14 protein-coding genes are annotated in these 25610 nt (G+C 67.5%); 9 read left to right on the forward strand and 5 right to left on the reverse strand.

Translation table 11 applies throughout. The annotated features are described in order from the left end of the window. Positions 1–4: 4 nt before the first annotated feature. Positions 5–5209, reverse strand: a complete 5205-nt coding sequence (locus ACQPZW_RS32005) for an ATP-binding protein (RefSeq protein WP_433789743.1) — start codon at positions 5207–5209, stop codon at positions 5–7. Positions 5210–5585: 376 nt separating this feature from the next. Here ACQPZW_RS32005 and ACQPZW_RS32010 point away from each other — a divergent pair, with 376 nt between their 5' ends. Continuing rightward, positions 5586–10001, forward strand: coding sequence for an AAA domain-containing protein (locus tag ACQPZW_RS32010; protein ID WP_433789744.1), 4416 nt, complete (start codon positions 5586–5588; stop codon positions 9999–10001). Positions 10002–10051: 50 nt separating this feature from the next. Further along, positions 10052–10873 carry a DUF4145 domain-containing protein gene (locus ACQPZW_RS32015; RefSeq protein WP_433789745.1) on the forward strand — a complete coding sequence of 274 codons (822 nt, stop codon included), beginning with the start codon at positions 10052–10054 and terminating at the stop codon, positions 10871–10873. 288 nt (positions 10874–11161) lie between these two features. On the opposite strand, the gene ACQPZW_RS32020 is transcribed toward ACQPZW_RS32015, so the two are convergent. Then, entirely contained in the window at positions 11162–12631 is a 1470-nt protein-coding gene (locus ACQPZW_RS32020; RefSeq protein ID WP_433789746.1) for a recombinase family protein, read from the reverse strand. A 36-nt stretch (positions 12632–12667) separates the two neighbouring features. Here ACQPZW_RS32020 and ACQPZW_RS32025 point away from each other — a divergent pair, with 36 nt between their 5' ends. The 5 genes from ACQPZW_RS32025 to ACQPZW_RS32045 all read left to right on the forward strand — a co-directional run bounded on the left by ACQPZW_RS32025 (position 12668) and on the right by ACQPZW_RS32045 (position 19064). Beyond that, the gene (locus ACQPZW_RS32025) at positions 12668–12895 is read left to right on the forward strand and encodes a hypothetical protein (protein ID WP_433789747.1); all 228 of its coding nucleotides are present in this window, start codon (positions 12668–12670) and stop codon (positions 12893–12895) included. A 149-nt stretch (positions 12896–13044) separates the two neighbouring features. Further along, positions 13045–14043: a hypothetical protein gene (locus tag ACQPZW_RS32030; RefSeq protein ID WP_433789748.1), complete on the forward strand. Its 999-nt coding sequence runs from the start codon at positions 13045–13047 to the stop codon at positions 14041–14043. A gap of 116 nt (positions 14044–14159) precedes the next feature. Next, the gene (locus tag ACQPZW_RS32035; protein WP_433789749.1) at positions 14160–14639 is read left to right on the forward strand and encodes a hypothetical protein; all 480 of its coding nucleotides are present in this window, start codon (positions 14160–14162) and stop codon (positions 14637–14639) included. Between the two features lie 58 nt (positions 14640–14697). Next, positions 14698–15081, forward strand: coding sequence for a hypothetical protein (locus tag ACQPZW_RS32040; RefSeq protein ID WP_433789750.1), 384 nt, complete (start codon positions 14698–14700; stop codon positions 15079–15081). Positions 15082–15368: 287 nt separating this feature from the next. Continuing rightward, positions 15369–19064 (forward strand): GH92 family glycosyl hydrolase, encoded by a 3696-nt coding sequence (locus tag ACQPZW_RS32045; RefSeq protein WP_433789751.1) that lies wholly within the window; start codon positions 15369–15371, stop codon positions 19062–19064. A 47-nt stretch (positions 19065–19111) separates the two neighbouring features. Here the strand turns inward: ACQPZW_RS32045 and ACQPZW_RS32050 are convergent, their stop codons facing one another. From ACQPZW_RS32050 to ACQPZW_RS32060, 3 genes are all read right to left on the reverse strand, one after another. Continuing rightward, complete coding sequence (locus tag ACQPZW_RS32050; RefSeq protein ID WP_433789752.1) at positions 19112–21211, reverse strand: MMPL family transporter; 2100 nt, start codon at positions 21209–21211, stop codon at positions 19112–19114. 98 nt (positions 21212–21309) lie between these two features. After that, complete coding sequence (locus ACQPZW_RS32055) at positions 21310–22755, reverse strand: glycoside hydrolase family 76 protein (RefSeq protein ID WP_433789753.1); 1446 nt, start codon at positions 22753–22755, stop codon at positions 21310–21312. A 55-nt stretch (positions 22756–22810) separates the two neighbouring features. Further along, positions 22811–23371 (reverse strand): RICIN domain-containing protein, encoded by a 561-nt coding sequence (locus ACQPZW_RS32060; protein WP_433789754.1) that lies wholly within the window; start codon positions 23369–23371, stop codon positions 22811–22813. Positions 23372–23651: 280 nt separating this feature from the next. On the opposite strand from ACQPZW_RS32060, the gene ACQPZW_RS32065 reads away from it, so the two are divergent. Then, positions 23652–24131 (forward strand): MarR family winged helix-turn-helix transcriptional regulator, encoded by a 480-nt coding sequence (locus tag ACQPZW_RS32065; protein ID WP_433789755.1) that lies wholly within the window; start codon positions 23652–23654, stop codon positions 24129–24131. Positions 24132–24203: 72 nt separating this feature from the next. Beyond that, complete coding sequence (locus ACQPZW_RS32070; protein ID WP_433789756.1) at positions 24204–25595, forward strand: MFS transporter; 1392 nt, start codon at positions 24204–24206, stop codon at positions 25593–25595. The last annotated feature ends 15 nt before the right edge of the window (positions 25596–25610 follow it).

A 25610-nucleotide genomic window follows, 5' to 3' on the forward strand; every position in this document is an offset into this window, starting at 1 on the left:
GAGCTCATTCGCGTTCTCCCAGCAGTTCGCGAAACGCGACACGTAACTGTGGGGCCGGCTCGGTCGCCGGCGGATCGGGGACGACACGTCCGTGTCGTTGCGAGATCGCTGCTGCGAGCGAGCGCACCGACAACCAATCCGTCCGGGCCAAGATCGCCAGCTCAGCCGCCAACTCCTCGGTCAACTCCCCTCCAGGTAGACAGGCACTGATGACCTCCAGCAGCCATGTGGTCCGGCCCGCATCCAACCCGCGGCGGAATATCCGAGCGAGTACCGTTTGAGCGCACTTCGGACGGCAGGTCAGAAGCAGAGCAGCAGCGAGAAGGCTCTGCCGCAGATCCGCGCGCAAAGGTTGAACGATCGTTGCCAGCGCGAGCGCCGCCAACGCCTCGTCAACCGCTTCCCCGTCCGGTTCAACAGTCGGCCGGTAGGTATGGGCACCACGTTCGGCGGCTCCTGGCAGCCGACGCGCGATCACTGACAATGCGGCTTCCCAGCACTCGACTGCGATCTGACCGGTTGTCGCGGGCGCGGTCACCGCGAACGCCGCGACGACGGCCTGTGTCACCCCGAAGTTGTGTTGGGTAGTTGAGGCGACCGCGGCGGCGATTGCCGCCGCTAGCGTCCGCTCCGCGGTCGGCCCATCAAGATGGTGTGCCGTAGCCCAGAGATCTGTTCGTCGGCGACCGGCGAACGTGCGCCACCCGCCTCCGCCTCGGATGCGGGTGTATGCGAGTGTCAGGCAGTAGCTGGCGACTGTTTTCAACGGCTCGCCACTGGTGTCGCACCGCAGTGCGAGGCCCTGGCCGAGAACGGCGAACATTTCGTTGTCGGCGTGCGAGGGGATTTCGCGGGCGATGTCGTCGAGTAGCCCGATACCTGCGGCTGCCCCGTGGGCAAGGGTCTCCTCGAGGACGCGCCAGCCGATGATGTTCGTGACCGATTCCAGGTCCCAGGACGTATCAATGCCATCCCGAAGACGCTGGCCAGCGAATGCCCGAGCCGCGAGTACCGCGCCCGATCGGCCGGTGGGCAGACTGGGGCTCTGCCCAGCCGCAATCCGGCTCGGCAACTCAAGCCGGTCAGGCGTCGGGCGCGCGTCTCGTCTGCTGTTGCCCTGCTTTTTCGGAAGCGGTGTCCGGGCCAGGAATGCAGTGCCACCCAGCCGGACGACCGCGCGGACGAGTTCGGGTGTCGCCACGGCTGCGGGTTGGCTGTCGGAGTACACCGCCGCCTCGTCGTCGTAGGTGGCTGCGATGCTATTCGCGACGATGGCCAGTAGTACGTCCGTCTGCGGGCTCGATGCGAGCTCTCCGGCGAGCCTGGTCAGCAGTTCACGATCGACGGCCGGATCACGCCAGCCTGTTCCGGTCGTCAGGCGCAGTGCCGCCAGGACGATGGGGTCGGCGGTCGTGATCTGGCCGGTCAACAGGGTGGTGTGCGCGGTGTATGCCCGATTGTCTTCGAAGCCGACGTCTGCAATGAGGACATCGGCGCCGTCGAGGCCCGCAGCGATCGGATCGATTGTCGCGACGTTCTCCCACCACTGACTGACGACGTTCGACGTTCCGCGCCCGTTGGTGTGTTGACTCACCAGGTAGACCGGATCGACGAGATTGTGCAGGCATCGGCGGGCGACGTGGATGTCGGCGACGTCAGCGACGTCCTGGATACTGTCGAGGACCTCATAGATGGTGGGATCCTTGTGGCCGCCGTAGGCGGCGAGCAGCAAGCTGGCACGACGCCAGCATTCATCGGCTTCCTGCCCGGCGCCCGCGGCAATGCAGATACGAGCGGTCGCGAGTTCGAAGTCGGCTGTGATGCGGTACTGGGTACGGGAGTCGTCTCGCCGCTGCCGGACGACCCGCATCAGCGCATGGACTGATGCCACGCCCAATCGGTCGGAAAGGCGAGCGAGGATCCCCAACAGGTCGTTGGTGATCAGGGGCCCGTTTTCAGGCAGTCCCAAGTTAGTTGTGGTGGTGGTTCCATCACCGATGGCGATGAGGTGGCTGAGAACCTGGTCGAGGTCGCTGGGCCGTACGACGGCCAGGGAAGCCTCGAGGACCTGATGGATGAGCGGCTGGATCGAGTGAAGGTCGCAGGCACGGGGTTCTCCAGTGAACGCGTGTGCCTCTTCGGCCAGGTCCGCGAGGGCGACCCGGACTGCTGTTGAGGCGTCCTCGGCCGTGGTGAGGCCCGCGCCGACGTCGCGGGCCGTGCCGATCGTCGCCACGGCGTAACGCAGCCATGCCCGGTAGAAGCCGACGCCGCCCAACAGGGCCGCGCACCGCATCGGGACGGCCCGGTCGACGGCGTGGCCGAGTTCCAGCAGTGACAACCATCGTTGGACGTGTCCATGGCTGCCCGCATGATCACCGACGATCGTGGCGGTGGCCCTCAGTAGTTCCGCTCCGAGGTCCGAGACTCCCGATCTTCCCAGGACATCGGCAGCCGCGACCGAGTGGCTCAGGTATCCGGCGATGTCCAGGGCCGGAGCGAGCGTCCATGCCTGGCTGGCAAGTTCGGCCGGCTCAGGTAGGCCGGGTGTCCCGCCAGCCGCGAGGTTCGCCAGCGTGAGGTAGACCCTGGCGGCTTTGGCCGGATCGGTGATCGCGGCCGCAACATCAGGCATCGTCGCCGGAGGCAGGCCCGCGGCGAACACCTTCGCCAGCTCGTCAAGGGGAACGTCATGGTCACGCCCGAGGTACTCGGCAACCTGTTCGGCCAGGTCAGGGGGAGTATCTCCGCGTTGGATACGCAGGCGAAGCAAACCAAGCTGTACGGCGAGGTGAAGACTGCCGTCGTGATCGGAGCTGTCCGTGCGGCGTCCGCGGCTCGATTCGCGGGTGTGGGCGTCGAGGTACACCTTCCACGGGGCTGCGGCGCCAGCCAGATCAACTGCATGACAAAGCCGCAGACCCCATTGCGGCGCGAACGTCGGTCGCCCTTCGTACAGAAGACGATCGGCAACGGTGTCAGGGCCGACGAGGTCCACCACGACGTCCGCATAAGAAACAAGGGTGTCAGGAAGCGACTCGGTCTCGTAGGCGTCGATCGCCTTGCGAACCTCGACGCAGGTGATCAAGGTTGGCCAGTCAAGCCGTACTTCGCTTTCGCGGGCCACAACGGCGACGACCCGATGTAACGCCTCCGGCGGCTGAAACGCGCTGATGGCCTCGGCCACGAAGCCCGCTTCGATGAGGCGCTTCAGGTCCTGGTACCGGTCGAGACGAGCAAGTAGTTCCGGGAGGTGCCGGAACGCCCTTGCGTCGATGTAGAAGCCGCGCGCCATCAGCCATTCAGCAATCTTGAGGCGGACGGTGGCGACCCAGCCGTCGTCCTTGTCACGCAGAATATGCCGGCTGAAGCTTTCGTGATGAATCCGCAGGCCGCCGAGACCAGGCTGAGAATTCAGCACCGGCGCGAGTGTTGCGAGGGCGCCGGCGACGAGCGGCCGGATCATGGGATCGACCAGGTCGCCGAGCTCGTCTGCAGACAGAGCGAAGTCACACACGGCGAGCGTGCCGATGGTGAACAACTGATCCGGAGTCAAGGCGCCGAGCAGATGCCCGTAATAGGCGTCGATATCCGTGGCCGTGCCGGGAATGCGCTTAAGCCGGTGAACGATCTGGTTGACCGTGCCGGGCGCTGTACCCTCGTCCAGCGGAGAAGTACCGATCGCGTAGCGGCACAGGTAGGTCGCGTACAACGCGTTGCCGCTCGAGCGTTCAAAGAGCAGGTCAACGACAGCGCGTTTTTCGTCAGCCGACGGTGTGATCCCTGCGAGACCGGAGAACAATCCGTGCTTGGCCGCAAGAGCGCACACCTCATCCCACGACATGCGCGGCATCTGGACCAGGCGCCCGCGCGCGGATCCTGAACCAGCGAGGTGCCGGCTGGGCTGACTGGCGATGATCATGCACACGCCGTCGGGAAGCTCAATGGCAAGTAACCGTTCGGCCAGCAGGCGCGACGGGCCGTCCCTCTGACCGGTGTTGCGGCCCAGCACCCGGTCGACATGATCCAGACCATCAACGATCAGAAGCAAGCTTCGCTCCGGATCGCTGACGCGACATCGCCGAACTGCTTCAGTGAGAGCTTCTGCGGTGGCGGCGAACCGTGGTCGCAGGCCGGCCGTGGCTTCGGGAACAACCTGTTCTAGCTGTTTGATCAGGCTACCGATCACTACGTCGGCGAGCACACGTTCGTCCCGGTCGATGTCGGCAGCGCCGAGCCAGCAGTGGTGCCGCGCCACGATCCAGTCGTCGGCGCGGTACGCGTCTGCAAGCTCCTGACACAGCCACGACTTGCCGACGCCGGGCTCGCCGGTGATAACAACGCGGCCACCGACAAGTGCGGTGGCGCCGACATGCTCTCGTACTTCGGCGACTGCTCCTGTTCTGGGCACGACGACGTTCGCCTCGATGGGGTGCCCTTCGGCGACCGCTCCGAAGTCGGTAGTGAGCCCCACCCGGGGCACCAGACTCTCGCGAGTAACCTCACCGTCGCGCGCCCGGGCGCCAGTAGCCGCGTGGGTCAGTGCCAGTGCCACATACTCCGGCTGAACGGCCGTGTTGGGAACACGACCAGCACCGAGTTCCTCGACGACCCGGCGCAGAAGCACACGCTCGGCCGGGCCGGGCGCCGAGAAGTCAAGCGTCGCCGCCGGCGCAGCGGTGTCGATGGTGAGACTTGCACAAGCCGCTTGGATCTTCACCGCGGTCAGACCGTTGAGGCGCTGCTTCCACGGTTCCATTTGCTGAAGCTTCTCCGGATTGAACGCGAATCGTCGAGTTGGCAGGCCCGGCACCGGATCGCCGGGGTCATTGGCCCGCGTGACGGGCTCGAGTACCGCCGCCAGGCCTTCGTCCGGGCCACCGTCTCGGACAACGACCCGATACTCAGTACCCGGATGCCGCTCCAGGTCGGCCAGAAGGGAAGCGAACAGCCGGTCGAGCCGCAAACTTCTTCCATCTGCGGAGAAGGTCTGCTTCGACAGCTTTCTGTCCGTAGTGGTGTGCTTGATCTGAACGCGGACCCTCCGCCCTGTCCGATACCTCACGGTCAGATCGTCGAACCGGTCGCCGGGTTCGCCCTTCGTGTCGACCGTGACCTGGTCGGCGACCCCCAGCACCAGGTCGACGAGAGCGATGCCCGTGATGAGGTCTTGATACGCATAGCCATAGTGAGTAAGTCTCAGATTCATCCGCATCCTCGGACTTGTTCCTGCCCGAGAATCGACCCGGATGAGCCCTTCAGCGGGCGAAGCGCATGAGCTGATCTTCACGTTACCGTGAGACGGTCCAGCACCCACAGGGTTGCAGCGATCTCCGTTCGCGGCGGGGACCCGACGGTGTTGAATACCCGACGACACCACAGATCGCCGTCAAACTCCCGGCGACATCGACGATCCGCGTCGGGACGTCTGCACCAGACGTTCACGCCGGCAGACCACCCGGACCTTCCGGATGCATCACCACACGGCAGAGTCCCGCAGGCCTCGATTCACTCACGCACAAAACGTTGCGCTAGGTACTCAACCGAACGCATCCTGTAGTGCTGTCGAGTGTGGAGGACATACGTTGCCGGAGCTGATTTCGCCGACAGATCCCGAGGTCATCAAACTGACCACCGGCCTCATCACCTACCTGAAAGCCCTGGTGAGCAGGTCACCCCACCAACAAACGCCAGACATCATCACCCACAACCCGCACGCCTGGCTCGACACCTACCAGACGTTCGTCCAGCCACCGTCAGACGACGGCACCCTGCTGGCGGTGGAACATCTTCCCGTCACCGGACCACCACCAATGCCACCCGAACTCGACGAATGGACCGACCACCGCTGGGACGATCCCAAAGGCCCGGAACCGACGCTGGACGACCTCGGTGAAGCCAGCGCCGTTCCAGGCAGAGTCAAAGCAGCATTCACACGATGGTCGCGCACCTGGCGAGAATGGGCCGACGCAGAGATACAGGCTGACGGCACACGTGACTGTTACAACAAACTCGAAGAACTCCGCCAACAGGCCACCCAGCAAGCCGACACCCACGAACTCATCCTCGGCCTGGGACTTCTCACCGCCCCCATCACCGACGCCCCCACCATCTACCGGCATCTGCTGACCGTCGACGTCACCATCGACCTCGATCCCAACACCGACGTAATACGCGTCGAACTGCCAGCACAGACGCCGCTCACCCGCGAAGATCTTGACTTCTTGTCCAACGTCGCCCTGTTTCGGGGCGATCGCGCATCGGCCCAGCACTTCGACGCCTCCCTCGAAGAACTCGACCCCTTCTCGGAGCAGGTGGCCACCTGGCTCGACCGATGGGGCAGAAACTGCTGGAACAGCGCCCTCGACCTGACAGCCACACAACAATGGGCACCGGCCGCAAACGAGACGGCCCACCCATCGCTGCGCCTCGCCCCGGCACTGATACTCCGTAAACGCGAGGCAGGCGGTCAACTCGCCTTCTACGACCGCATCCTCGCTCACCTACGCCAACCCGGAGCGGCCGCCCCGATCGGCCTCGCCCAAATGGTCCTCGCGCTAGGACCCGACGACCGAGTGCGCTGGCTACGAGAAACCACCGGCACCGATGGACAACTAGCCGGTACCGATCCGCTACTGCCATTAGCGACCAACGACGAACAACGCGACGTCCTCCGTGTCCTGGAAACCGACACGGCAGCAGTAGTACAGGGACCACCCGGCACCGGAAAGACCCACACCATCGCAAACCTGATCTGCGCTCTCCTAGCAGACGGCCATCGCATCCTTGTCACCAGCCAGAAAAGCCAAGCCCTGCACGTACTCCGCAGCAAACTCCCACCAGCCGTACGCGACCTGTGCGTCCTCATGAGCGGACTGCAAGGCAACGGACAAGACGAACTCGACCGCAGTATCGGCGCCCTGTCCGACCTTCAATCCACCACGAACACCGACCAGCTACGACACGACATCACACGTCTTCGCGAGCAACGACAGCAACTCCTCGGCCGCGTCGACCGCATCATGGCCGACCTCAGCGTCGCCCGAGGTCAAGAGCACGCCAGACACCCCATCGGCGCCACCGGCAAAACTCTCACGCTGCTCGACCTCGTTGCTGGCATCCGCGCCGGAAGGGAACAACACCAGTGGATCGGCGACCTGCCCGCCAACGCTGATCCTCAACCGCCGATCAGCAACGATGAAGCCCGCACTCTGCTCAAGCTCCTACGCGAAACCACCCCCGAGCGGGCAGCCCGACTGGAGCAACTGTTCCCGGATGAGCAAATCCTCATCGCCGTAGACCACTTCGCCGAAGCGCGCGCAGCCATCTGTGAAGCAGAAGCGGTGGTCGGGACGGATCACGACCTGATAGCTCCGCTGCTGGACGCCGACGCACACGTGCTCGCTGAACTCGGCCGCCTCCTCGACGAGGCCGCTGACGCGCTCAGCGCATGCGGCCTACCCGAATTGATCAACAACTGGGAACGTCAAGACTGGCGGCGCAACGCTGTCTCGACACAACTCAACCGCCGAAACCCCGCCTATTGGGCGGCGCTGCTCGCCGACCTCGCCGCAGTCCTGCACGACGACGACGTCCTCGCCGCCGAACACGCCGCCGACGTAGCGATCGAAATCACACCAGGCGGAGCCTCCCGGACACGCCTGCTCGGGCAGGCCAGACGCCTACACAGCTACCTCTCCCGCGGCGGCCGTGTCCGCCGTTTACTGCCGGCCCAGGAACAACTGGACGCCACCCAGTTCCTCACCCACTGCACCGTCAGCGGCCTGCGGCCGAACACACTGCACGAGGTAGCCACCGCCATCAGCTACCTCCACGCAGACGCCACAGTGACAGCAGTACTCGAGGAATGGTCCCGCCTCGGCGTCACCGTTCTCGGCGGCACCCTGCGCCGCAAAATCGCCCAACTCCGCGACATCCAGCACAACGCCATGGCAATCAACCAGCTCACCGAGACCCGCACCGCCATCGAACTAGCCCTGCGAAACAGCGGTCTCCGGCTTGCCATCCGCACCATCGCAGACTGGGATGCGACAGTCCGCGTCGTCCGTGCCGCACCAATCATCACCCGAGCCCGAACCGCCGGATCGAAACTGCAGCAAGCAGCCAACGAGTTGACCGCCTTCAGCCGCCGAATCAACGCCGCACCCGAAGCCGCGCTCCTCGCCGCCGCCCTCAACGACCTCGACGGCGAGGGCTACTCCACAAACTACGCCCGGCTGACGCAAGGCCGAGCCGACCAGCACACCGAACAACAAAGCCAAACCCTGCTCTCGCGCCTCGCCGCGGCCCATCCCGCCCTGGCATCAACCCTGAGCAACGACCCCTGGCAACAGCACTGGGACAACCGCCTGCCAGCAATCGAACCGGCCTGGCACTGGGCCACCGCACACAATTACTTCCATCTCATACGAAGCGTGGAAGGTCAGAAAAACTACGAGCAGATTCTCGCCCAGACCGAACAACGGCTCAGCGACGTCACCGAACAACTCGCCGGGAAACAAGCACTCCTACACTGCCTCACGCGAATCACCCCAGAACAACGCCAAGCCCTGCAAACCTACCGCAGCCACGTAGCCCGCTACGGCCGCGGCAGAAGCAATCAAAAACACCGCCAAAACACCTCAATCCGCGAAGCCATGCAAGACGCACAAGGCGCGGTACCCGCCTGGGTCATGCCACTGACCGTCGTAGCCAAAACCATCCCCGCCGAACCCAACACCTTCGACGTCGTCATCGTCGACGAAGCCAGCCAAGCCGACCTGGAATCGCTCTACCTACTCTGGCTAGCACCCCGCACCATCGTCGTCGGCGACGAACGACAATGCGCCCCACCACCCGGAAACGACCTCGACGCCGCCGCAGCCCTCCGCGACCGGCTCCTACCCGGACTGAAGCAACACCTCCGCGACGGCTTCGAACCCGGGATGAACCTCTACGAACTACTCGCCGCTCGGTTCCCCAAAGTCATCCGACTCACCGAACACTTCCGCTGCATGCCCGAAATCATCGGCTGGTCCTCCACCCTCTTCTACCAGCCCCGCCTCATTCCCTTACGACAATACGGCGCCGAACGCCTCGACCCCCTGAAAGTCATTCACGTCGAAAACGCCACATCACTCGGCACCGAAAACACTCTCCGAAACCCCACCGAGGCAGAAGCCATAGCAGACACCATCGTCAAACTCACCCAAGAACCCGACTATCAAGACAAAACCATCGGCGTCATCACCCTGCACGGCTCAAAAACCAAACACCTCGAACTCATCGAAAACCTGGTCCGAGAGCGCGTCGATCCCGCCGTTCTCCGTCACCACGAATTCCGGGTCGGACAGCCACCCGACTTCCAAGGCGACGAGCGCCACATCATCCTGCTCTCCATGCTCGTAACACCATTACCAAGCGGACGGCCACTCTTCCCCCACACCGGCCGGCACCAAGAACGCCGATTCAACGTCGCCGCCACCCGCGCACAAGATCAAATGTGGCTGTTCACATCAGTACGACCCAGCGACCTCAAACCCGAAGACCTACGACACCAACTTCTCACCTACATGAGCCACCCACCAGCCCCCCTCACCAGCGATCCACAGTGGGACGACACAACCCGCAACCAACCACGCCGCCCGCTCCAATCCCTACTCGAACAAAACGTCTTCCTCGACCTCCGCAGCCGCGGATACGACGTACTCCCCCAACACCCCGTCGGCGCCCGGACCATCGACCTCGTCGTAGTCGGCGACCGCGGCCTACTCGCCATCACCTGCGAAACGCCAGAGCAAACCCTCAGCCCGGAAGACCTCAAAGCCGAGCTCCGCCACGAACACCAACTCGGCCGCGCCCAGTGGCGCTTCCACCGAATCCGGCACAGCGAATACCTCCACAACCCAGAAGCTGCGATGCAACCACTCTGGCAACACCTCGATCAGCTTCAGATCGAGCCACGATCCCTCACTCGCCCACCCAGGCACTCCGCTCGATAGACGAACGGCCCCACCACCCGAACCAAAGCCAACCGAGAGGGGACACCTCCGTGCTCGAAGACCTCGACGACAACACGCTCGACGGCATCGCCAGCATCGCCTGCGGCGGCGGCGACTACCCCGTCTACCGCAGCACCAACGACATCCGAAAACTACTCACCCAGGCAAAATGGAACGACGTCCCGCCACACGACGGCACCACATCACGCAAAGACTGGCTCGCCAAACAACTACGCTCCCGCCGAAACACCGCCGGCGCCATAGACGCAGTCGTACTACGACTCGTCGACCCTCGCGAATACATAGCCCGCAACGAACCACTCGCCGCCGCCGAAGTCAGCACCCTCCTCAACACCCTGCTGACCGCCGAAGGCTTTGAGATCAGCCACCACCACGGCAAACCCACAATCCGCCCATACAAACCCACCGAAGACGACGGAGACGACCCCACCGACACCACCCTCCACGTCGCCATGGCCGACATCGTCAGCGACCGCAGCCTGGCAGCCGTCCTAGACCAGAGACTCACCGAAGCCAGAATCTGCCGCCGCCACGGCGCCTACACCAGCGCCGTCATCATGCTCGGCAGCCTTCTCGAAGGCATCCTGCTAGACGCCGTAGCCACAAGACTGCCCAACGACACAACCCGACTCGACAATTGGACACTCGACAACCTCATCAAAACAGCACGCCAACACCGATGGATCCAATCCGACCGCCACGATTTCGGACACCTTCTACGCCAATACCGAAACCTCGTCCATCCCCGAGCAGAAATCCGCCGCGGCGACGCACCAGACGCGCACACACTCAACATGTGCTGGCCCGTCATCAGCGCCACACTCAACGACCTAGCCGCCACCGCCCCTTAACCCGAACAGCCAAAGTCGCGTCCCCTCAAGCCAAAGTCGCTCATGCGGCAGATAACCCAGAACCACCACTCCCGCCGCAAAGACCTGAACCGAAAAACTCCCGCTACCCGGCATCCCACACGGCCCCACTCGCCAACCCAACAAGAATGATCAGAAATTTCAACATTTCGGTGCCGACGGGCAAGCTAAGACACCGCCAGACGACCAAAAAACCGCAACATGAACCCGATACAGCCAACATGGCGAGCGGGCTAGGATACCAGCGACGCTTACAGCACACCCACGCTATTAATCGGCCTGCCACAGGGGAACCAACTCCACCTTGCCCGGACCGAACGGCCCCGGATGAACAACCATCCGCCTGAACACCGCAGCCAAAGCCTCACGCTTGTCATGCGCCGTGAACCGATCCCACTCATCCAACAAAGCACCGAACTGACGGACATAGGTGATGCCACTCGCCGCGACCCGCTTCTCAGCCAACCGCTTACCGGCCTCAGCCGCCGCCAGCGCAGCAGCAATCTCGGCACGCTGGCGCACGTAGTCTTCACGATCGATCAACTCATCGGTCCAGGAATCCGCAAGTCGTGCACGCTTCCGCATCAATCGATTGATATCCGCCTCCAGCGCCTCAACATCATCCGTCGCCCGACGACCAGCCTCAAGCCGCCGCGCCTCCTCGGTAACCGACTCACCCCGCTGAACGTGCCGCTCAATCCAACCCAGAATGAACCTCATCGCTCGCAGGTCAGACACATTATTCGGAGCATGGGCCTTGGAAACTTCTGCACGATTACACGTCCAATTCAGCACACGCCCCCGGCCCGACTTCGTCGACACCATCGCGCCACCACAGTCGGGATAGCCACAGAACATCAGACCCGACAAAGCGTGGGATGCCGTCCGCAACCGAGGCGCCATCTTGGCCTGAGCCGCACGCCGCTCCCGATAACGTTCAAACAGCTCCAGCGAAATAATCGGCTCGTGAGCCCCACGCCGCCACACGTCGAAGTGGGCGATTGTGTACTTCCCGGCAGCCGCTGTATCCGACCGCTCCCTGATCCAGCCGGCAGCGAAGCCGGTATCGAGCATGTGACCCAACCGGTTGCCGTTCCACAGGATGCCCGTCGTCGTCCGCAGACCCGCGGCATTCCACTCCAACGCCATGCCCCGCAACGACGCGCCACTCACATACGCCTCATACGCGGTCTTCAGCGTCTCACGCAGCGACTCATCAACCCGGTATCGCTTGCCCTCGTAGATGTACCCCCACCGAGGCTTGCCATCCGTCGGAAGTCCATCACGCCGGCGCTTGTCTTGCGCTTCCTTCCAACTATCCGAAATCATGTCGGACTGAAGCTGAGCGATCGACAGCAGCTGGTCGCGCGTGAACCGGCCGATCGTCGTCTTCGGATCCACATCCTCGGTCGCGGCCCGCACAATGCCGCCGACCTCCTCCACCGCCGCCAAGTGAATCTGCGACTCCTTGAGGTTGCGGCCCCACCGCGACCACTTCCACAGGATCACGTAAGACCAGCGGCCCTCCTTGACGCCCTGGATGACCTCCTTCACGCGCCGCTTGGCGAAGTAGCGACCCGACTTGTCGATGTCCTGGATCTCGGCAACGATCTGGATACCCTCGCGCTCCGCCAGCATGTCGATCGTGTGACGCTGCACCTCTGGCGAGATCAGGTCATCGCCGCGACCACCCACCTTGGAAACCCGGATGTAGGCGACCCCCGTACGTTCCTCAGCCATGCCCGGCTCCTCCCCCAAGATCCAATGTAGCCAGGTTTGGCACGCCTGACGCCGGTCAGCCAGACCGGGTTGCCGGCCGAGTCGACGATCTTGTTGCCGGAGACGTGCAGCCAGTCGGTGGCCGGTGCGGCCGCGGCGGACGCGCCGGGCGCCGCGGTCACCGCCGCGGTGGCCCCGCCGGTCACCGCCAGTGCCATCCCGAGGACGGCGCTGGCGATGCGTTTGCGTGTGGCTCTCACTCGAACTCCCTGGGGACGGGCATGATCGGAATCTGGGAGCGCTCCCATCGACAGTATTTAATCCCAGCGAAACAGGAAGCAAGACTTTTCGAAACCGACTTCCACTTCGGTACGGCCCACCGCCGCCCCATCGCCCGAACCGCCGGGCCCGATGATCATCTATGCTCTGCGCTCGTGCTCGATCGTCTTGTTGTACGGCTGTCACCGTCCGCGCCGTACCCGGAGGCACGCGCCCTGGTCAAGGTGCTCGCGGCCGGTGACTGGGCCGGCTGTCTGCAGATCATCGGCGAGGCCGACGCCCCGGCGCGTACGGAACTGATCGCCCTGCTGGGGCGGCACCGGCGGCTCCATGGCCTGGCGGCACGGGCACTGACGGCCGACCCGGAGGACTCCGTCGCGGCGGCGGCACGGGCGTTCCAGCTGATCCACCAGGGCTGGCAGATCCGCGGCCAGGCGCGGGCCCGGCACGTGTCCGAGCGCCAGTTCGAGATGTTCCACCGCTATCTGGCCGAGGCTGAGAAGGTGCTGCACGCCGGGCTCACCCACGCGGCCCACGACACCGCTCTGTGGACGGCGGCGCTGACCACCGCCCGCGGTCTGGGGATGGGTCTGGAGCAGGCCCGGTACCGGTATGGGAGCCTGGCCGCGTTCGACCCGCACCATCTGCCCGGCCAACTGCAACTGGTGCAGCAGCTGTGCCCGAAGTGGGGCGGCGACTGGGCCGAGGCGGAGGAGTTCGCCCGCACCGCCGGGCGGGCCGCACCCGACGGCGCCCCCAACGCGATGCTGATCGTCGACGTCTACCTGGAGAAGTGGCTCGAGCAGCCCGGCGTGCGGGATCTGTCGACCGCGCAGGCCCGCGCCGACCTTCGTGAGGCCGCCGACCGGTCGGTACGCCACCCCGCGTTCCGGCGCACGGTCGGCTGGGTCCCGGTGGTCAACTCGTTCGCGATGGCGTTCTGGCTGGCCGAGGAGCACGCGGCCGCCAAGCAGATGTTCGCCATGCTCGGGCCGTACGCCTCCGAGTTCCCGTGGGCGTACCACCGGGGCGGTGCGGCGACCGCGTTCCGCCGGGCACGGGTGCGGGCCTACGGCCTGTCCGGTGGGCCGACCAGCGCCGTGGACGCGCTGCTGGTGGCCACCTCCGCACTGACCCGCTACGTCAAAGGCTAGGCCGGAGGTCCGCATGAGCGTCCCGTTCGAGGTGGACGGCGTACCCGCGCTGTTCACCGAGTCGGCCGGCCCGGATCTGTGCCTCACTGCGTGACCTTCCGGTCGGCCGGCTGCCGGTGGAGAAGGAGATCCTGCGCACCGCGGCGGCCTCGCGCCACGGCGACGAGATGCCGGTCCGGCGGCACGGCGCCCGGGGTTACGGCGCCGCCGCGTTCCCCGAGTTCGGCCTGGCCGGCCTCACGGCCGACGACCTGCGTGTCTGGGCCGACCGTCATTTCGTACGCGGGAACGCCGCCCTGTGGATCACCGGCCCGCATCTACCGGACGGGCTGCGGCTGGACCTGCCCGACGGTGAACGCCAGGCCCCGCCGGCCGGTTCGGCGCCGCTGCCGGTCACGCCCGGGTACCTCCCCGGCCCCGACGGCGCCGTCGTCTGGGACACCGTGGTCCCCCGCGAGATCGCCGCCACGGTGTACACCGGCCTGCTCAGCCGCGACCTGCGCCGCGTCCTGCGTCAGGAGGGCGGCCTGTCCTACACCGCTGCGGCCGACCACACACCGTGCCGACGGCACCACCTGGATCACCGCGCTCGCTGACGCCCTGCCCGACAGGCAGGGCCCGGTCCTCGACGGTCTGACCGGTGTCCTCGACCGGATGCGCCGCGGCGAGTTCGACGACGCCGGCCTGACCGCGGTCGTCGAACAGCACTGCGGCGACCTGGTGCGGGCCGAACGGCAGGGTGACCGGCTGCTGCGACAGACGGTCGACCTGCTGCTGGGCCGGCCGCCTCATGACCTCGACGAGGTGCTGGCGGCGATCCGGGCGGTCACCCGCGACGACGTGACGCGGGTGGCGCGGGCCGCGTACGCCACCGGGCTGCTGCGGGCACCCGGCGGTACCGCGCCCGGCGACGGCTGGACCGCCGTCCCGGACGCCTCCGGCGCCCCCGTCACCGGGCAGGTGTATCCGTCACTGTCCGCCCCGGCCCACGACCGGGTCATTCTCGGCGACGACGGCGCCACTCTCGTCGAGGGGTGACCGGCACGTATCCGCTGGCCAGTCTCCCCGCGCAACTGTTCGCCATGGCGCTGGTGGCCGCCCGGGGAGCCTGGGCGCTGCGCGCGCTGCTAGAGCTGCACCAGGGCCGATGACGGCGGGTAGGGTCTGCGTAATCGATCGACACTCCCCTTTCTGTTAAGTGACCTTTACAGATCGATATCAGGCGATCGAAGATGGCGGGTGATCTTCCTTGTCGATGGAGGCTTCATGCGTCGTACCCCGCTCGCCGCCGTGTTGTCGCTTGCCCTGGTCGGGGGTCGGTGGTGGTGAGCCGGCCGGCCGCGGCCGCTCCGGGCCCGAGGTTCAGCACCTCGTTCGAGACCGGGGATCCACCTCCCACCTGGCAGAACACCGCGGAGCGGACCTCCGGGGTGGACGGCCGGCTCCAGGCGGGGATTCCCGGGTCGGTCAACGGCCGGGTCGCCGCGGTCACCGCTTCCGGCGAGAACACCGGCGGCGGCGAGGTCAAGGAGAACCTGCTCGACGCCGACCCGGACACCAAGTGGCTGGTCTTCGCCGGCACCGGCTGGGTGACCTACCGGTTGGACGCGCCGGTACGGGTCACCCGCTACGCCCTGACCGCCGCGAACGACGTGCCCAGCCGGGACCCGCGCGACTGGCGCCTCGAGGGCTCGGCCGACGGCAGCACCTGGACCACGGTCGACACCCGGACCGGGCAGGCCCTCGGCGAGCGGGGCGCGACGACCATCTACGACGTCGCGACCCCCGGCGACTACGGCTTCTACCGGCTGACCGTGACCGCGAACGGCGGCGCGACCATCGTGCAACTGGCCGACCTGCAGCTGTCGAACGGTGACGAGACACCGCCGCCGCCCGAGCCGGCCCGCAGCGCGATCGGGACCGGGCCGTCGAACGCGCCGGCCGCCAAGGCCCGGGTCGGGTACTCCGGCCTGGCCTCGCTGGAGTTCGCCGGACGTCATGCGACGGACGGGCGCGGGTACACGTACAACAAGATCTATGACGTCGATCTGAAGATCGGGCCGGACACCGAGCTGTCCTATCTGGTGTTCCCCGAGTTCAGCCGGGGTGACCTGAGCTATCCGGCCACCTATACGGCGGTGGATCTGGCGTTCACCGACGGCACGTTCCTGAGCGGGCTGAAGGCGAAGGACCAGCACGGGACCGTGGTCAGCCCGCAGGCGCAGGGCGCGGCCAAGAAGCTGTCCGCCAACCAGTGGAACAAGATCGTGTCGCGGATCGGCCGGGTCGCCCGCGGCAAGACCGTCGACCGCATCCTGGTCGCCTACGACAAGCCGTCCGGGCCGCAGAGCCCCTGGCGGGCCTGGTTCGACGACATCACCCTGACCGACGTCAAGGATCACAAGCCGATCAAGAGCCTCGCGGGGTACGTGGAGACGCGTCGCGGAACGCAGTCGAGCGGAGGCTTCTCCCGCGGCAACAACATCCCCGCCGCCGCCGTGCCGCACGGGTTCAACTTCTGGACCCCGGTGACCAACGCGTCCACCCTGAGCTGGCTGTACGAGTACCACAAGGGCAACAACGCGGCGAACCTGCCGGAGCTGCAGGCGCTGTCGGTCAGCCACGAGCCCAGCCCGTGGATGGCGGACCGGCAGACCTTCCAGTTCATGCCGCAGGACGGCACCGGCGTCCCGAACGCCGACCGGGCCGCCCGGGCGCTGCCGTTCCACCACGAGAACGAGACCGCCCGGCCGCACTACTACGGTGTCACGTTCGACAGTGGGCTGACGGCGGAGATGGCACCCACCGATCACGCCGCCCTGCTGCGCTTCACCTTCACCGGCGACGGCGGCAACATCATCTTCGACAACGTCAACGACAACGCCGGCCTGACCGTCGACGCGGCGACCGGCACGGTCACCGGATGGACCGACGTACGCAGCGGCCTGTCCAACGGCGCGTCCCGGATGTTCCTCTACGCCACCGTCGACGCCCCGGTGCTCGGTGGCGGGATGCTGCCGGCCGGCAACCGTCCCTCCACCGGATACGTCACGGTCGGCGCGAAGACGGTGAACCTGCGGGTGGCCACGTCGCTGCTCAGCGTCGACCAGGCCCGGCACAACCTGGAGCTGGAGATCGCCGCCGCGGACACGCTGGAGAAGGTCCGCCACCGCGCCGAGACCGCCTGGAACGCCAAGCTGCGGACCGTCGAGGTGGAGGGCGCGAGCCGGGACCAGCTGGTCACCCTCTACTCCAGCCTGTACCGGCTGTTCCTCTACCCGAACTCGGCACACGAGAACACCGGCACGAACGCGGCCCCGGTGTGGCGGCACGCGGTCCAGTCGTCGACGACCACGCCGCCGAGCACACCGACCGAGACCGGGGCCCCGGTCAAGGACGGGAAGGTGTACGTCAACAACGGCTTCTGGGACACCTACCGCACCACCTGGCCGGCCTATTCACTGCTCACCCCGAAGCTGGCCGGGGAGATGGTGGACGGGTTCGTGCAGCAGTACCGCGACGGCGGCTGGATCTCCCGGTGGTCGTCGCCCGGATACGCGAACCTGATGGTCGGCACCAGTTCGGATGTGGCGTTCGCGGACGCGTACCTCAAGGGCGTGAAGGGTTTCGATCTCGAAGACGCCTATGCGGCGGCCGTCAAGAACGCCTCGGTCGCGCCACCGAACGACAACGTCGGCCGCAAGGGCCTGACCTCCTCGATCTTCAAGGGGTACACGCCGTCGGACGCCACCGGTGAGGCGATGTCCTGGGCGGTGGACGGCTACATCAACGACTACGGCATCGCGAACATGGCCCAGGCTCTCGGCCACACCGAGGAGGCCACCTACTACCGGCAGCGGGCACTGAACTACGTCAACCACTTCGACCCGTCGGTCGACTTCTTCCAAGGTAGGAACTCCGCCGGGCAGTGGCGGTGGGGCCCGACGCAGTACGACCCGGAGGTGTGGGGTTACGACTACACCGAGACCAACGGCTGGAACATGGCGTTCCACGTGCCGCAGGACGGCCAGGGCCTGGCCAACCTGTACGGCGGCCGGGACGCGCTCGCCGGCAAACTGGACACGTTCTTCTCGACGCCGGAGACCGGGCTCAAGTTCGGCTCCTACGGCGGTGTCATCCACGAGATGACCGAGGCCCGGGACGTACGGATCGGCCAGTACGGCCACAGCAACCAGCCGTCGCACCACATCCCGTGGATGTACACGTTCACCGGGCAGCCGTCCAAGACCCAGGCGCTGACCCGGGAGATCGTCGACCGGCTCTACCTGGGCAGCGAGATCGGCCAGGGCTACCCGGGCGACGAGGACAACGGGGAGATGTCCGCCTGGTACGTGTTCGCCGCCCTGGGCTTCTACCCGCTGCAGATGGGCAGCGCCAACTACGTGATCGGCTCACCGCTGTTCACCAAGGCCACCATCAACCTGGAGAACGGCCGGAAGGTCGTCATCCGGGCGCACGGCAACTCGCCCCACAACGTCTACGTCCAGTCCCTGAAGGTCAACGGCAAGGCGTGGAAGTCGACGACGCTGCCGCACTCGATCCTCGCCGGTGGCGGCACCCTCGACTTCACCATGGGGGCGAAGCCGTCGAAGTGGGCCACCGGGGCCGACGCGGTGCCGCCGTCGCTGACCTCCGGCCCCGAGGTGGCCGGCCCGCAGAAGGACGTGACCGGCACGGTGACCACTGCCGCGCTGGCCGACGACTCCTCGGCGACGGAGGCGACCGTCACGGCACAGGAGTGGACGCTGCCTGCGGCGGCCGAGGTCGGCCAGTACACCCTCACCTCCGCGGCGGGGGCCGGCGCCGATCCGGCCGGCTGGAGACTGCTCGGCTCGGCCGACGGCACCACCTGGACCGAACTCGATACCCGGTCCGGGCAGGCCTTCCCGTGGCGGCGGCAGACCCGGCCGTTCACGGTGGCGTCGCCGGGCGCCTACACCCGCTACCGTCTGGAGTTCACCGGCCCGGCCACGGTGGCCGAACTGGAACTGCTGGCCTGACGATGCGAACCGGCCCGGTGACTTCCACCGGGCCGGCTCCGGCCCGGTCAGGCCACGGGGACCCGCGCCGCGGGGGCCAGCCGCGGCCGCCACCAGTTCCAGCGGCCGAGCAGAGACATCGTCGCCGGAAGCAGCAGACCACGCACCACCGTGACGTCCAGCAGAACGGCCACGGCCATCCCGACGCCGATCTCCTTCACCGCGACCAGATCGCCGAGGACGAAGCCGAGAAAGACGATGCCGATCGCCAGGGCGGCCGTGGTGATCACCGGACCGGCGGCGGTGATCCCGGCCAGGACCGCGCGGTCGTTGGCCGCGTCGTCGGAGGCCGTCCGCCGGTCCCACTCCTCCTTGATCCGGGCGAGCAGGAACACCTCGTAGTCCATGGACAGCCCGAACGCGAACACGAACAGCAGCAGCGGTGTCGTCAGGTCGAGCACACCCCAGGGCTCGAAACCCAGCACTCCGGCACCCCAGCCCCACTGGAACACCGCGACCAGCACCCCCATGGTCGCCAGCAGTGTCAGCATGTTCATCGCGATGGCCTTGACCGGCACGACCACCGAGCGGGTGAGGGCGAACAGCAGCGCTCCGGTGGCCACCACGATGACGGCCAGGGCGACGGGCAGGCGCTCGGCCACCGATCGCTTCGCGTCGGTGAGCTCCGCCGCGGGACCGGCCACCAGCACGGGGGCGGGCGCGTCGAGTGCCCGCAGGTCGGCCACCAACCGCTGCGCCTGCCGGCTGTCCGAGGCGCCGTCGGGCACCACGTCGGCGACGCTCACCCCGGCGGGCACGTCTGACCGCACGTACACGTCGGACACGCCCGGCAGCTGCTCCATGGTGTCGAACAGCCGCTTGACCTCCGGCCGGTCCGGGCCCGCCTCGACCACCACGGTCAGCGGCTGCTTCGGCGGGTCGGCGAACCTCTCCTGCGTGGCCTCGTACGCCTGACGTGCCTCGCTGGTCCCGGGGAGCACGCGGACGTCGGAGTTGCCGAGCTCCACGGACAGCAGTGGAGCGCTCAGCACCAGCAGACCGGCGACCACGGCCAGCGCCACCGGGCCCGGCCGGCGCTGAGCGAGCCCGGCCAGCCGCACGAGAAGACCGGGGCCCCGCGACCGGCGCGACCCGCCGTGCGCCGGGATGCGCCGGTGGGCGACCGCGATCAGCGCGGGCACGAGCGTCATCCCGGCCGCCGTCGCCAGCACGACGACCAGCGCTCCGCCCATCGCCATCGCGGCCAGCACGGGGTCACCGAAGACGAAGAGCCCGGCCAGCGCCGCGGCGACCGCCGAGCCGGACACCAGCACCGCCCGGCCGGCGGTCACCACCGTACGCTCGATGAGCTCGGCCATCGGCGCGCGTGGATCGGTGGCCCGCTCCTCCTGGAACCGCGTGATCATCAGCAGGCTGTAGTCGACGGCCAGCCCGATCCCGAGCAGGGTCACCACGTTGACGGCATACTCGCTGACCGGCAGCAGGCGGGCCAGGCCGGTCAGCGCCAGCAGCGTGGCGGTGACCGCGCCCACGGCGGCGCCCAGCGGCAGCAGGCCGACCACCAGGCCGCCCAGCAGCAGGATCAGCAGGATCCCGACGCAGATCAGAGCGATCGACTCACCGACCGCGGCGTCCCGGACCGCCTGATCGCCGAACTCCCGCTCGGCCAGCAGCCCGCCCCCGATCAGGATCTCCGGAGCGTCGATGCGGCGCAGGGCGGCACTCACCCGGTCGGCGGCGCGGAGGGCCTCGTCCTCGCTCAGGCCCGGCGTCAACTCCACCGTGATCAGCGAGCTGTGGTTGTCGGTGGAGATCTGCCGCGTCCCCGTGGTGTACGAGTCCTCGACCTCGGCCACGCCCGGGATGTCGCGGATCTCGTACGCGATGCGGCTGACGCTCTCGACGAGCGCGATGGCGCCGACGTCACGCCCGGAGATCACCGCGACCACCCGTTCGCCCTCGGGCGACAGCGCGTCCAGACGGGCCTGCGCGACAGCCGCCGGCGCACCGGCGGGCAGGGAGTCGATCGACTGCGTGCGATCGTAGACGGAGCCACCGAACACCGCGCCGGCCACCGCGACCGCCAGCCACACGACGATGACGGTACGACGCCAGGCGTGAACGGCTCGACCCAGCCCAGCCGGCATGACGGCCTCCTGACCGGCGCCGGAAGGCAGCCCCGGCACATTCGATCATCGCGGCCGGACGGCACGCAACCATGTGGAGCCGGTCCGGTCCACTACGGTCAGTTCGGCGCCGCGTTGAGCAGGTCGAGCACGCTGTGCTGGCAGCCGTGGCTGGTGGGGACGTAGGGACCGGCCCAGTGGCTGCCGTACTGGTCGAGGGTGTCGCGGTTGCGGGCGTACGCGCTGTCCGCCTGCCGTTGCAGGTACGCCGTGTAGGCACCGCCGGTCGCCGAGCTCAGCACACCGAGGCCCCGGACGGCCGGGCCCTTGAACGAGACGCCGTCACCGCCGCACGTGTTGCTCTCGTTGGGTTCCCGCATGATCCCGCTCGCGTTCAGGTAGGTGCTGGAGGTCAGCGCGTCCCCGATCCGCCGGGCGGCGGCCAGCGTGCCCGGGTCGCCGGTCAGCTGGTTCAGCCGCACCAGGGCGTTGATCAGAACACCCTGGTTGTACGTCCACGTCACGTCACCGTTGTTGCGGCAGGTCGTGAGGTTGACGCCGTCGTTGACCAGGTTGCCGGAGTTGAGCATGCCGGTGCTCTGGAACCACGTCCAGCCTGCCTGGGCCCGTTGCCGGTACACCGTGTCGCCCGGGACCCGGCGGGACAGCTCGGCGTTCAGCTGGATGTAGAGGCTGTTGGAGATGGCGTTCTTGACGGTGCGATCGGTCCGCCAGTAGACCCCGCCGCCGCAGCGGGTGTCCCAGTATGCGTGCATGTGGTCGGCGTCCGCGCGGGCCGTCGCCAGGTAGCGGCTCTCCCCGGTCAGGTCGTACGCGGCCACCCAGGCCAGCCCCCACCAGCCGGTGTCGTCGAGGTACTCGTTGCGGAACTGGCCCTGACGACTGTTGATGTTGCGGTCGTAGGTCTCGCTGACCGCGTACCGGTAGCTCTGCATGCCACTGATCCGGATGCTGTCGATGAGGGCGGTGAGCGCGTTGGCGCCGGTCCACCAGCCGTTGGTGTCGAACAGGCCGGTGGCGCGATCGAAGCGCATCATCAGCGCCGTGGAAGCGGCGGTGCGCCGGTTCGCGGCGTTCCAGGTGGTGCGGGCCCACGCCGTACAGGCGATCTCCGGACGGTCGGCGGCTTTACCGCACGCCCGCAACGCGCCGACGCCCCGCGCGGCCCAGTCGTCGACGTTGACCATGCCCGTACGCCATCCGGTGCCACCCGCCGGGACCCGGGTCTCGCTGACGCGGCTGCCGTCCGGCCAGCTGCGCCCGCCGTCCATCGAGCGGTCCAGCCACACCTCGTCGCCGGCCGTTGCGCCGCTCACCGAGGCCCAGCCCATCGCGTCGGTGTCGTTGACGTGCAGGCGGAAGGTCCGCCCGTACAGGAGCGCGGTGACCGGGACACGCTCGTTCGGCGCCAGCGCCGGGTCACGGCCGTCGCAGTAGCGGTTGCAGATGACGGCGGCGGCCCGGGCCGGGCCGGCGAACGGAACCGGTGCGAGCGCGGCGACCGCGATCAGGGTGAGGCTCGCGAGGAGTCGACGGTTCGTCATACCTGTTAACAAACCTGAAAAATCGCTAGGCGTCAATATGTGACGCGTTCGCTCATCAGAAGATGTTCCAGCGCTGGTTCCAGCTGTTCTTGCAGCTCCACACCTGCAGCGGAGCGCCGTCGGAGAAGTTCACGTCCCGGACGTCGAGGCAGCGGCCGTCGGCGACGTTGACCAGCCATCCCCAGTTGCTGCCGGGCACCACGTCGACGAAGTGCCACTGCTGGTTGGCCGAGCTGGAGCACGTGTACTGGTAGACGGGGGCGCCGTCGTAGTCACCTCGGTCCATGGACTTGTCCAGGCACTTACCGGAGTTGCGATTGCGCAGCTCGACGACGTTGTCCATGCCCGGCACGTAGCTCGACAGGACGTCCCACCGCTGGTTGGCGACGTTCCCCGTCCTCTCCAGACGCCAGAGATGGGCCGGACCGCGGTCGTCCTTGGACCAGTTGGCGATGTCGAGGACCTTCGGCCCGATGACACCCGACGGCGCGAGCACGCTGATGTAGATGTCGTACGCGCCGGCCGACGCCGGAGCGGGCCCGACCAGCAGGGTGCTCAGCCCGACGACCACCGCCGCCAGCGCTCCGAACGCCCGCCGCAGACTCTTCCCGTTCATGCGATTCCCCCGTGATCGATCGACCGGCGGCGCTCATCGCCGCCGCGGGAGAAGGTATCGACCACCTCGGCGGGACGGCCACGATCCGCCGTCTCCGGTTGCGCAGTTGCGCAACCGGAGACGGCGGATGCCGGACGGTCGCATTCGGCCCGGCGGGCGCGCCGCGGCCGGGACGGGCCGCCTGCCTCGCGCGGGAGCCACGGGGCCGCGTGGGTGCGGTCGGGGCGGCAGTGATTCGTACCGTAAGCGGATCATCTGTTTGCGAACTAATCTGGGCGGCATGACTGCGATGGCGCCCACGCGGACCGCGACGGACCTGTCCTTCCTGCTGGACCACACCAGCCATGTGCTGCGGACGCGGATGGCGGCGGCGCTCGCCGAGATCGGGCTGACGGCGCGGATGCACTGTGTGCTGGTGCACGCGCTGGAGGAGGAGCGGACGCAGATTCAGCTGGCCGAGCTGGGCGACATGGACAAGACGACCATGGTCGTCACCGTGGACGCGCTGGAGAAGGCGGGCTATGCCGAGCGGCGGCCGTCGAGCACGGACCGGCGGGCGCGGATCATCGCGGTCACGCCGGAGGGGGCCGGAGTCGCGCGGCGGAGTCAGGAGATCGTCGACGGGGTGCACCGGGAGGCGCTCGGCAGCCTTCCCGACGACGAGCGTGACGTGCTGGTCCGGGCCCTGAATCGGCTGGCCACCGGGCACCTGGGGACGCCGGTCGAGGGCGCCAGGCGGGCCCGCGAGCGCGTCAGGTAGTTCCGACCGGGATCGTCTACAACAAGACTATCTGCTAGCGTCCTTTCCATCCGCATCGATGGGGAGGCTCTCATGCATCGCTGGACCGCGCTCGGCGCTCTGTCCGCCGCCGGGCTGATGACGATTCTCGACGGCAGCATCGTGACCGTGGCGATGCCCGCGATCCAGCAGGACCTGGGGTTCTCCCCGGCCGGGCTGAGCTGGATGGTCAACGCGTACCTGATCCCGTTCGGTGGCCTGCTGCTGCTCGCCGGGCGGCTCGGTGACCTGATCGGGCGGCGGGTGATGTTCCTGACCGGCAACGCCGTCTTCACCGCCGCGTCGCTGCTGGCCGGGCTCGCGACCGGACCGGGCACACTGATCGCCGCCCGGTTCCTGCAAGGGGCCGGCAGCGCGATGGCCTCGGCCGTGGTGCTCGGCATCCTCGTCACGACCTTCACCGACGCCGGAGAGCGGGGCCGGGCGATCGCGGTCTTCAGCTTCACCGGCGCGGCCGGGGCGTCGATCGGCCAGGTCCTCGGCGGGGTGCTGACCGACCTGCTGAGCTGGCCGTGGATCTTCTTCGTCAACGTCCCGATCGGCGTGGCCACGATCCTGGTCGCGGTACGGGTGCTCCCCCGCGACCGCGGTCTGGGGCTGTCCGCGGGCGCCGACGTGCTCGGTGCCGCCCTGGTCACGTCCGGGCTGATGCTCGGCATCTACACCGTCGTCGAGGGCGGGCGGCACTGGTGGACCGGCGTGGTGTCGCTGACACTGCTGGCCGGGTTCGTGGCCCGGCAGGCGACCGCCGCCGACCCGCTGATGCCGCTGCGGATCCTCCGGTCCCGCAACGTCACCGGGGCCAACCTGGCGCAGATGCTGGCACTGTCCGGCATGTTCGCCTTCCAGATCCTGGTCGCGCTGTACATGCAGAGGGTGCTCGGCTACACCGCGCTGGAGACGGGGCTCGCGATGCTTCCGGCGGCGGTCGGGATCGGGGCCGTGTCGCTGTTCGTGTCGGCACGGGTCAATGCCCGGTTCGGCGCCCGCACGGTGCTGATCGCCGGGCTCGTGCTGCTGATCGCGGCGATGGGGCTGCTGACCCGGATCCCGGTACGGGCCGACTACGTCACCGACCTGCTGCCGGTGATGCTGCTGATCTCCGGCGGCGGGCTGGTCCTGCCGGCGCTGGCCACCCTCGGCATGTCCGGGGCACGGGACAGCGACGCCGGACTCGCGTCGGGACTGTTCAACACCACCCAGCAGGTCGGCATGGCGATCGGCGTCGCGGTGCTGTCGACCCTGGCGGCGTCGCGCACCGGCGGGCTGCTCGCGGCCGGGAGCACGCCGGCGGAGGCGCTGACCGGCGGCTACCGGCTGGCCTTCGCCACCTCGGCGGGACTGCTGGCCACCGGCCTGCTGGTCGCCGTGGCCGTTCTGCGGCAGCCGCGGGCCACCGCTGCGCTGCAGCCGGTCCGGCCCTGACGCCACGTCCGACTC

Source organism: Actinoplanes sp. CA-252034, assembly GCF_050956125.1.
In the GTDB taxonomy this organism is placed as follows: Bacteria; Actinomycetota; Actinomycetes; order Mycobacteriales; family Micromonosporaceae; genus Actinoplanes.

Excerpts from the sequence above, each read along its gene's own strand:
- ACQPZW_RS32020 (WP_433789746.1), bottom strand. The coding sequence starts at position 12,631 with ATGGCTGAGGAACGTACGGGGGTCGCCTACATCCGGGTTTCCAAGGTG.
- ACQPZW_RS32050 (WP_433789752.1), bottom strand. The coding sequence starts at position 21,211 with ATGCCGGCTGGGCTGGGTCGAGCCGTTCACGCCTGGCGTCGTACCGTC.
- ACQPZW_RS32060 (WP_433789754.1), bottom strand. The coding sequence starts at position 23,371 with ATGAACGGGAAGAGTCTGCGGCGGGCGTTCGGAGCGCTGGCGGCGGTG.
- ACQPZW_RS32070 (WP_433789756.1), top strand. The coding sequence starts at position 24,204 with ATGCATCGCTGGACCGCGCTCGGCGCTCTGTCCGCCGCCGGGCTGATG.
- ACQPZW_RS32005 (WP_433789743.1), bottom strand. The coding sequence starts at position 5,209 with ATGAATCTGAGACTTACTCACTATGGCTATGCGTATCAAGACCTCATC.
- ACQPZW_RS32040 (WP_433789750.1), top strand. The coding sequence starts at position 14,698 with ATGCGCCGCGGCGAGTTCGACGACGCCGGCCTGACCGCGGTCGTCGAA.
- ACQPZW_RS32065 (WP_433789755.1), top strand. The coding sequence starts at position 23,652 with ATGACTGCGATGGCGCCCACGCGGACCGCGACGGACCTGTCCTTCCTG.
- ACQPZW_RS32055 (WP_433789753.1), bottom strand. The coding sequence starts at position 22,755 with ATGACGAACCGTCGACTCCTCGCGAGCCTCACCCTGATCGCGGTCGCC.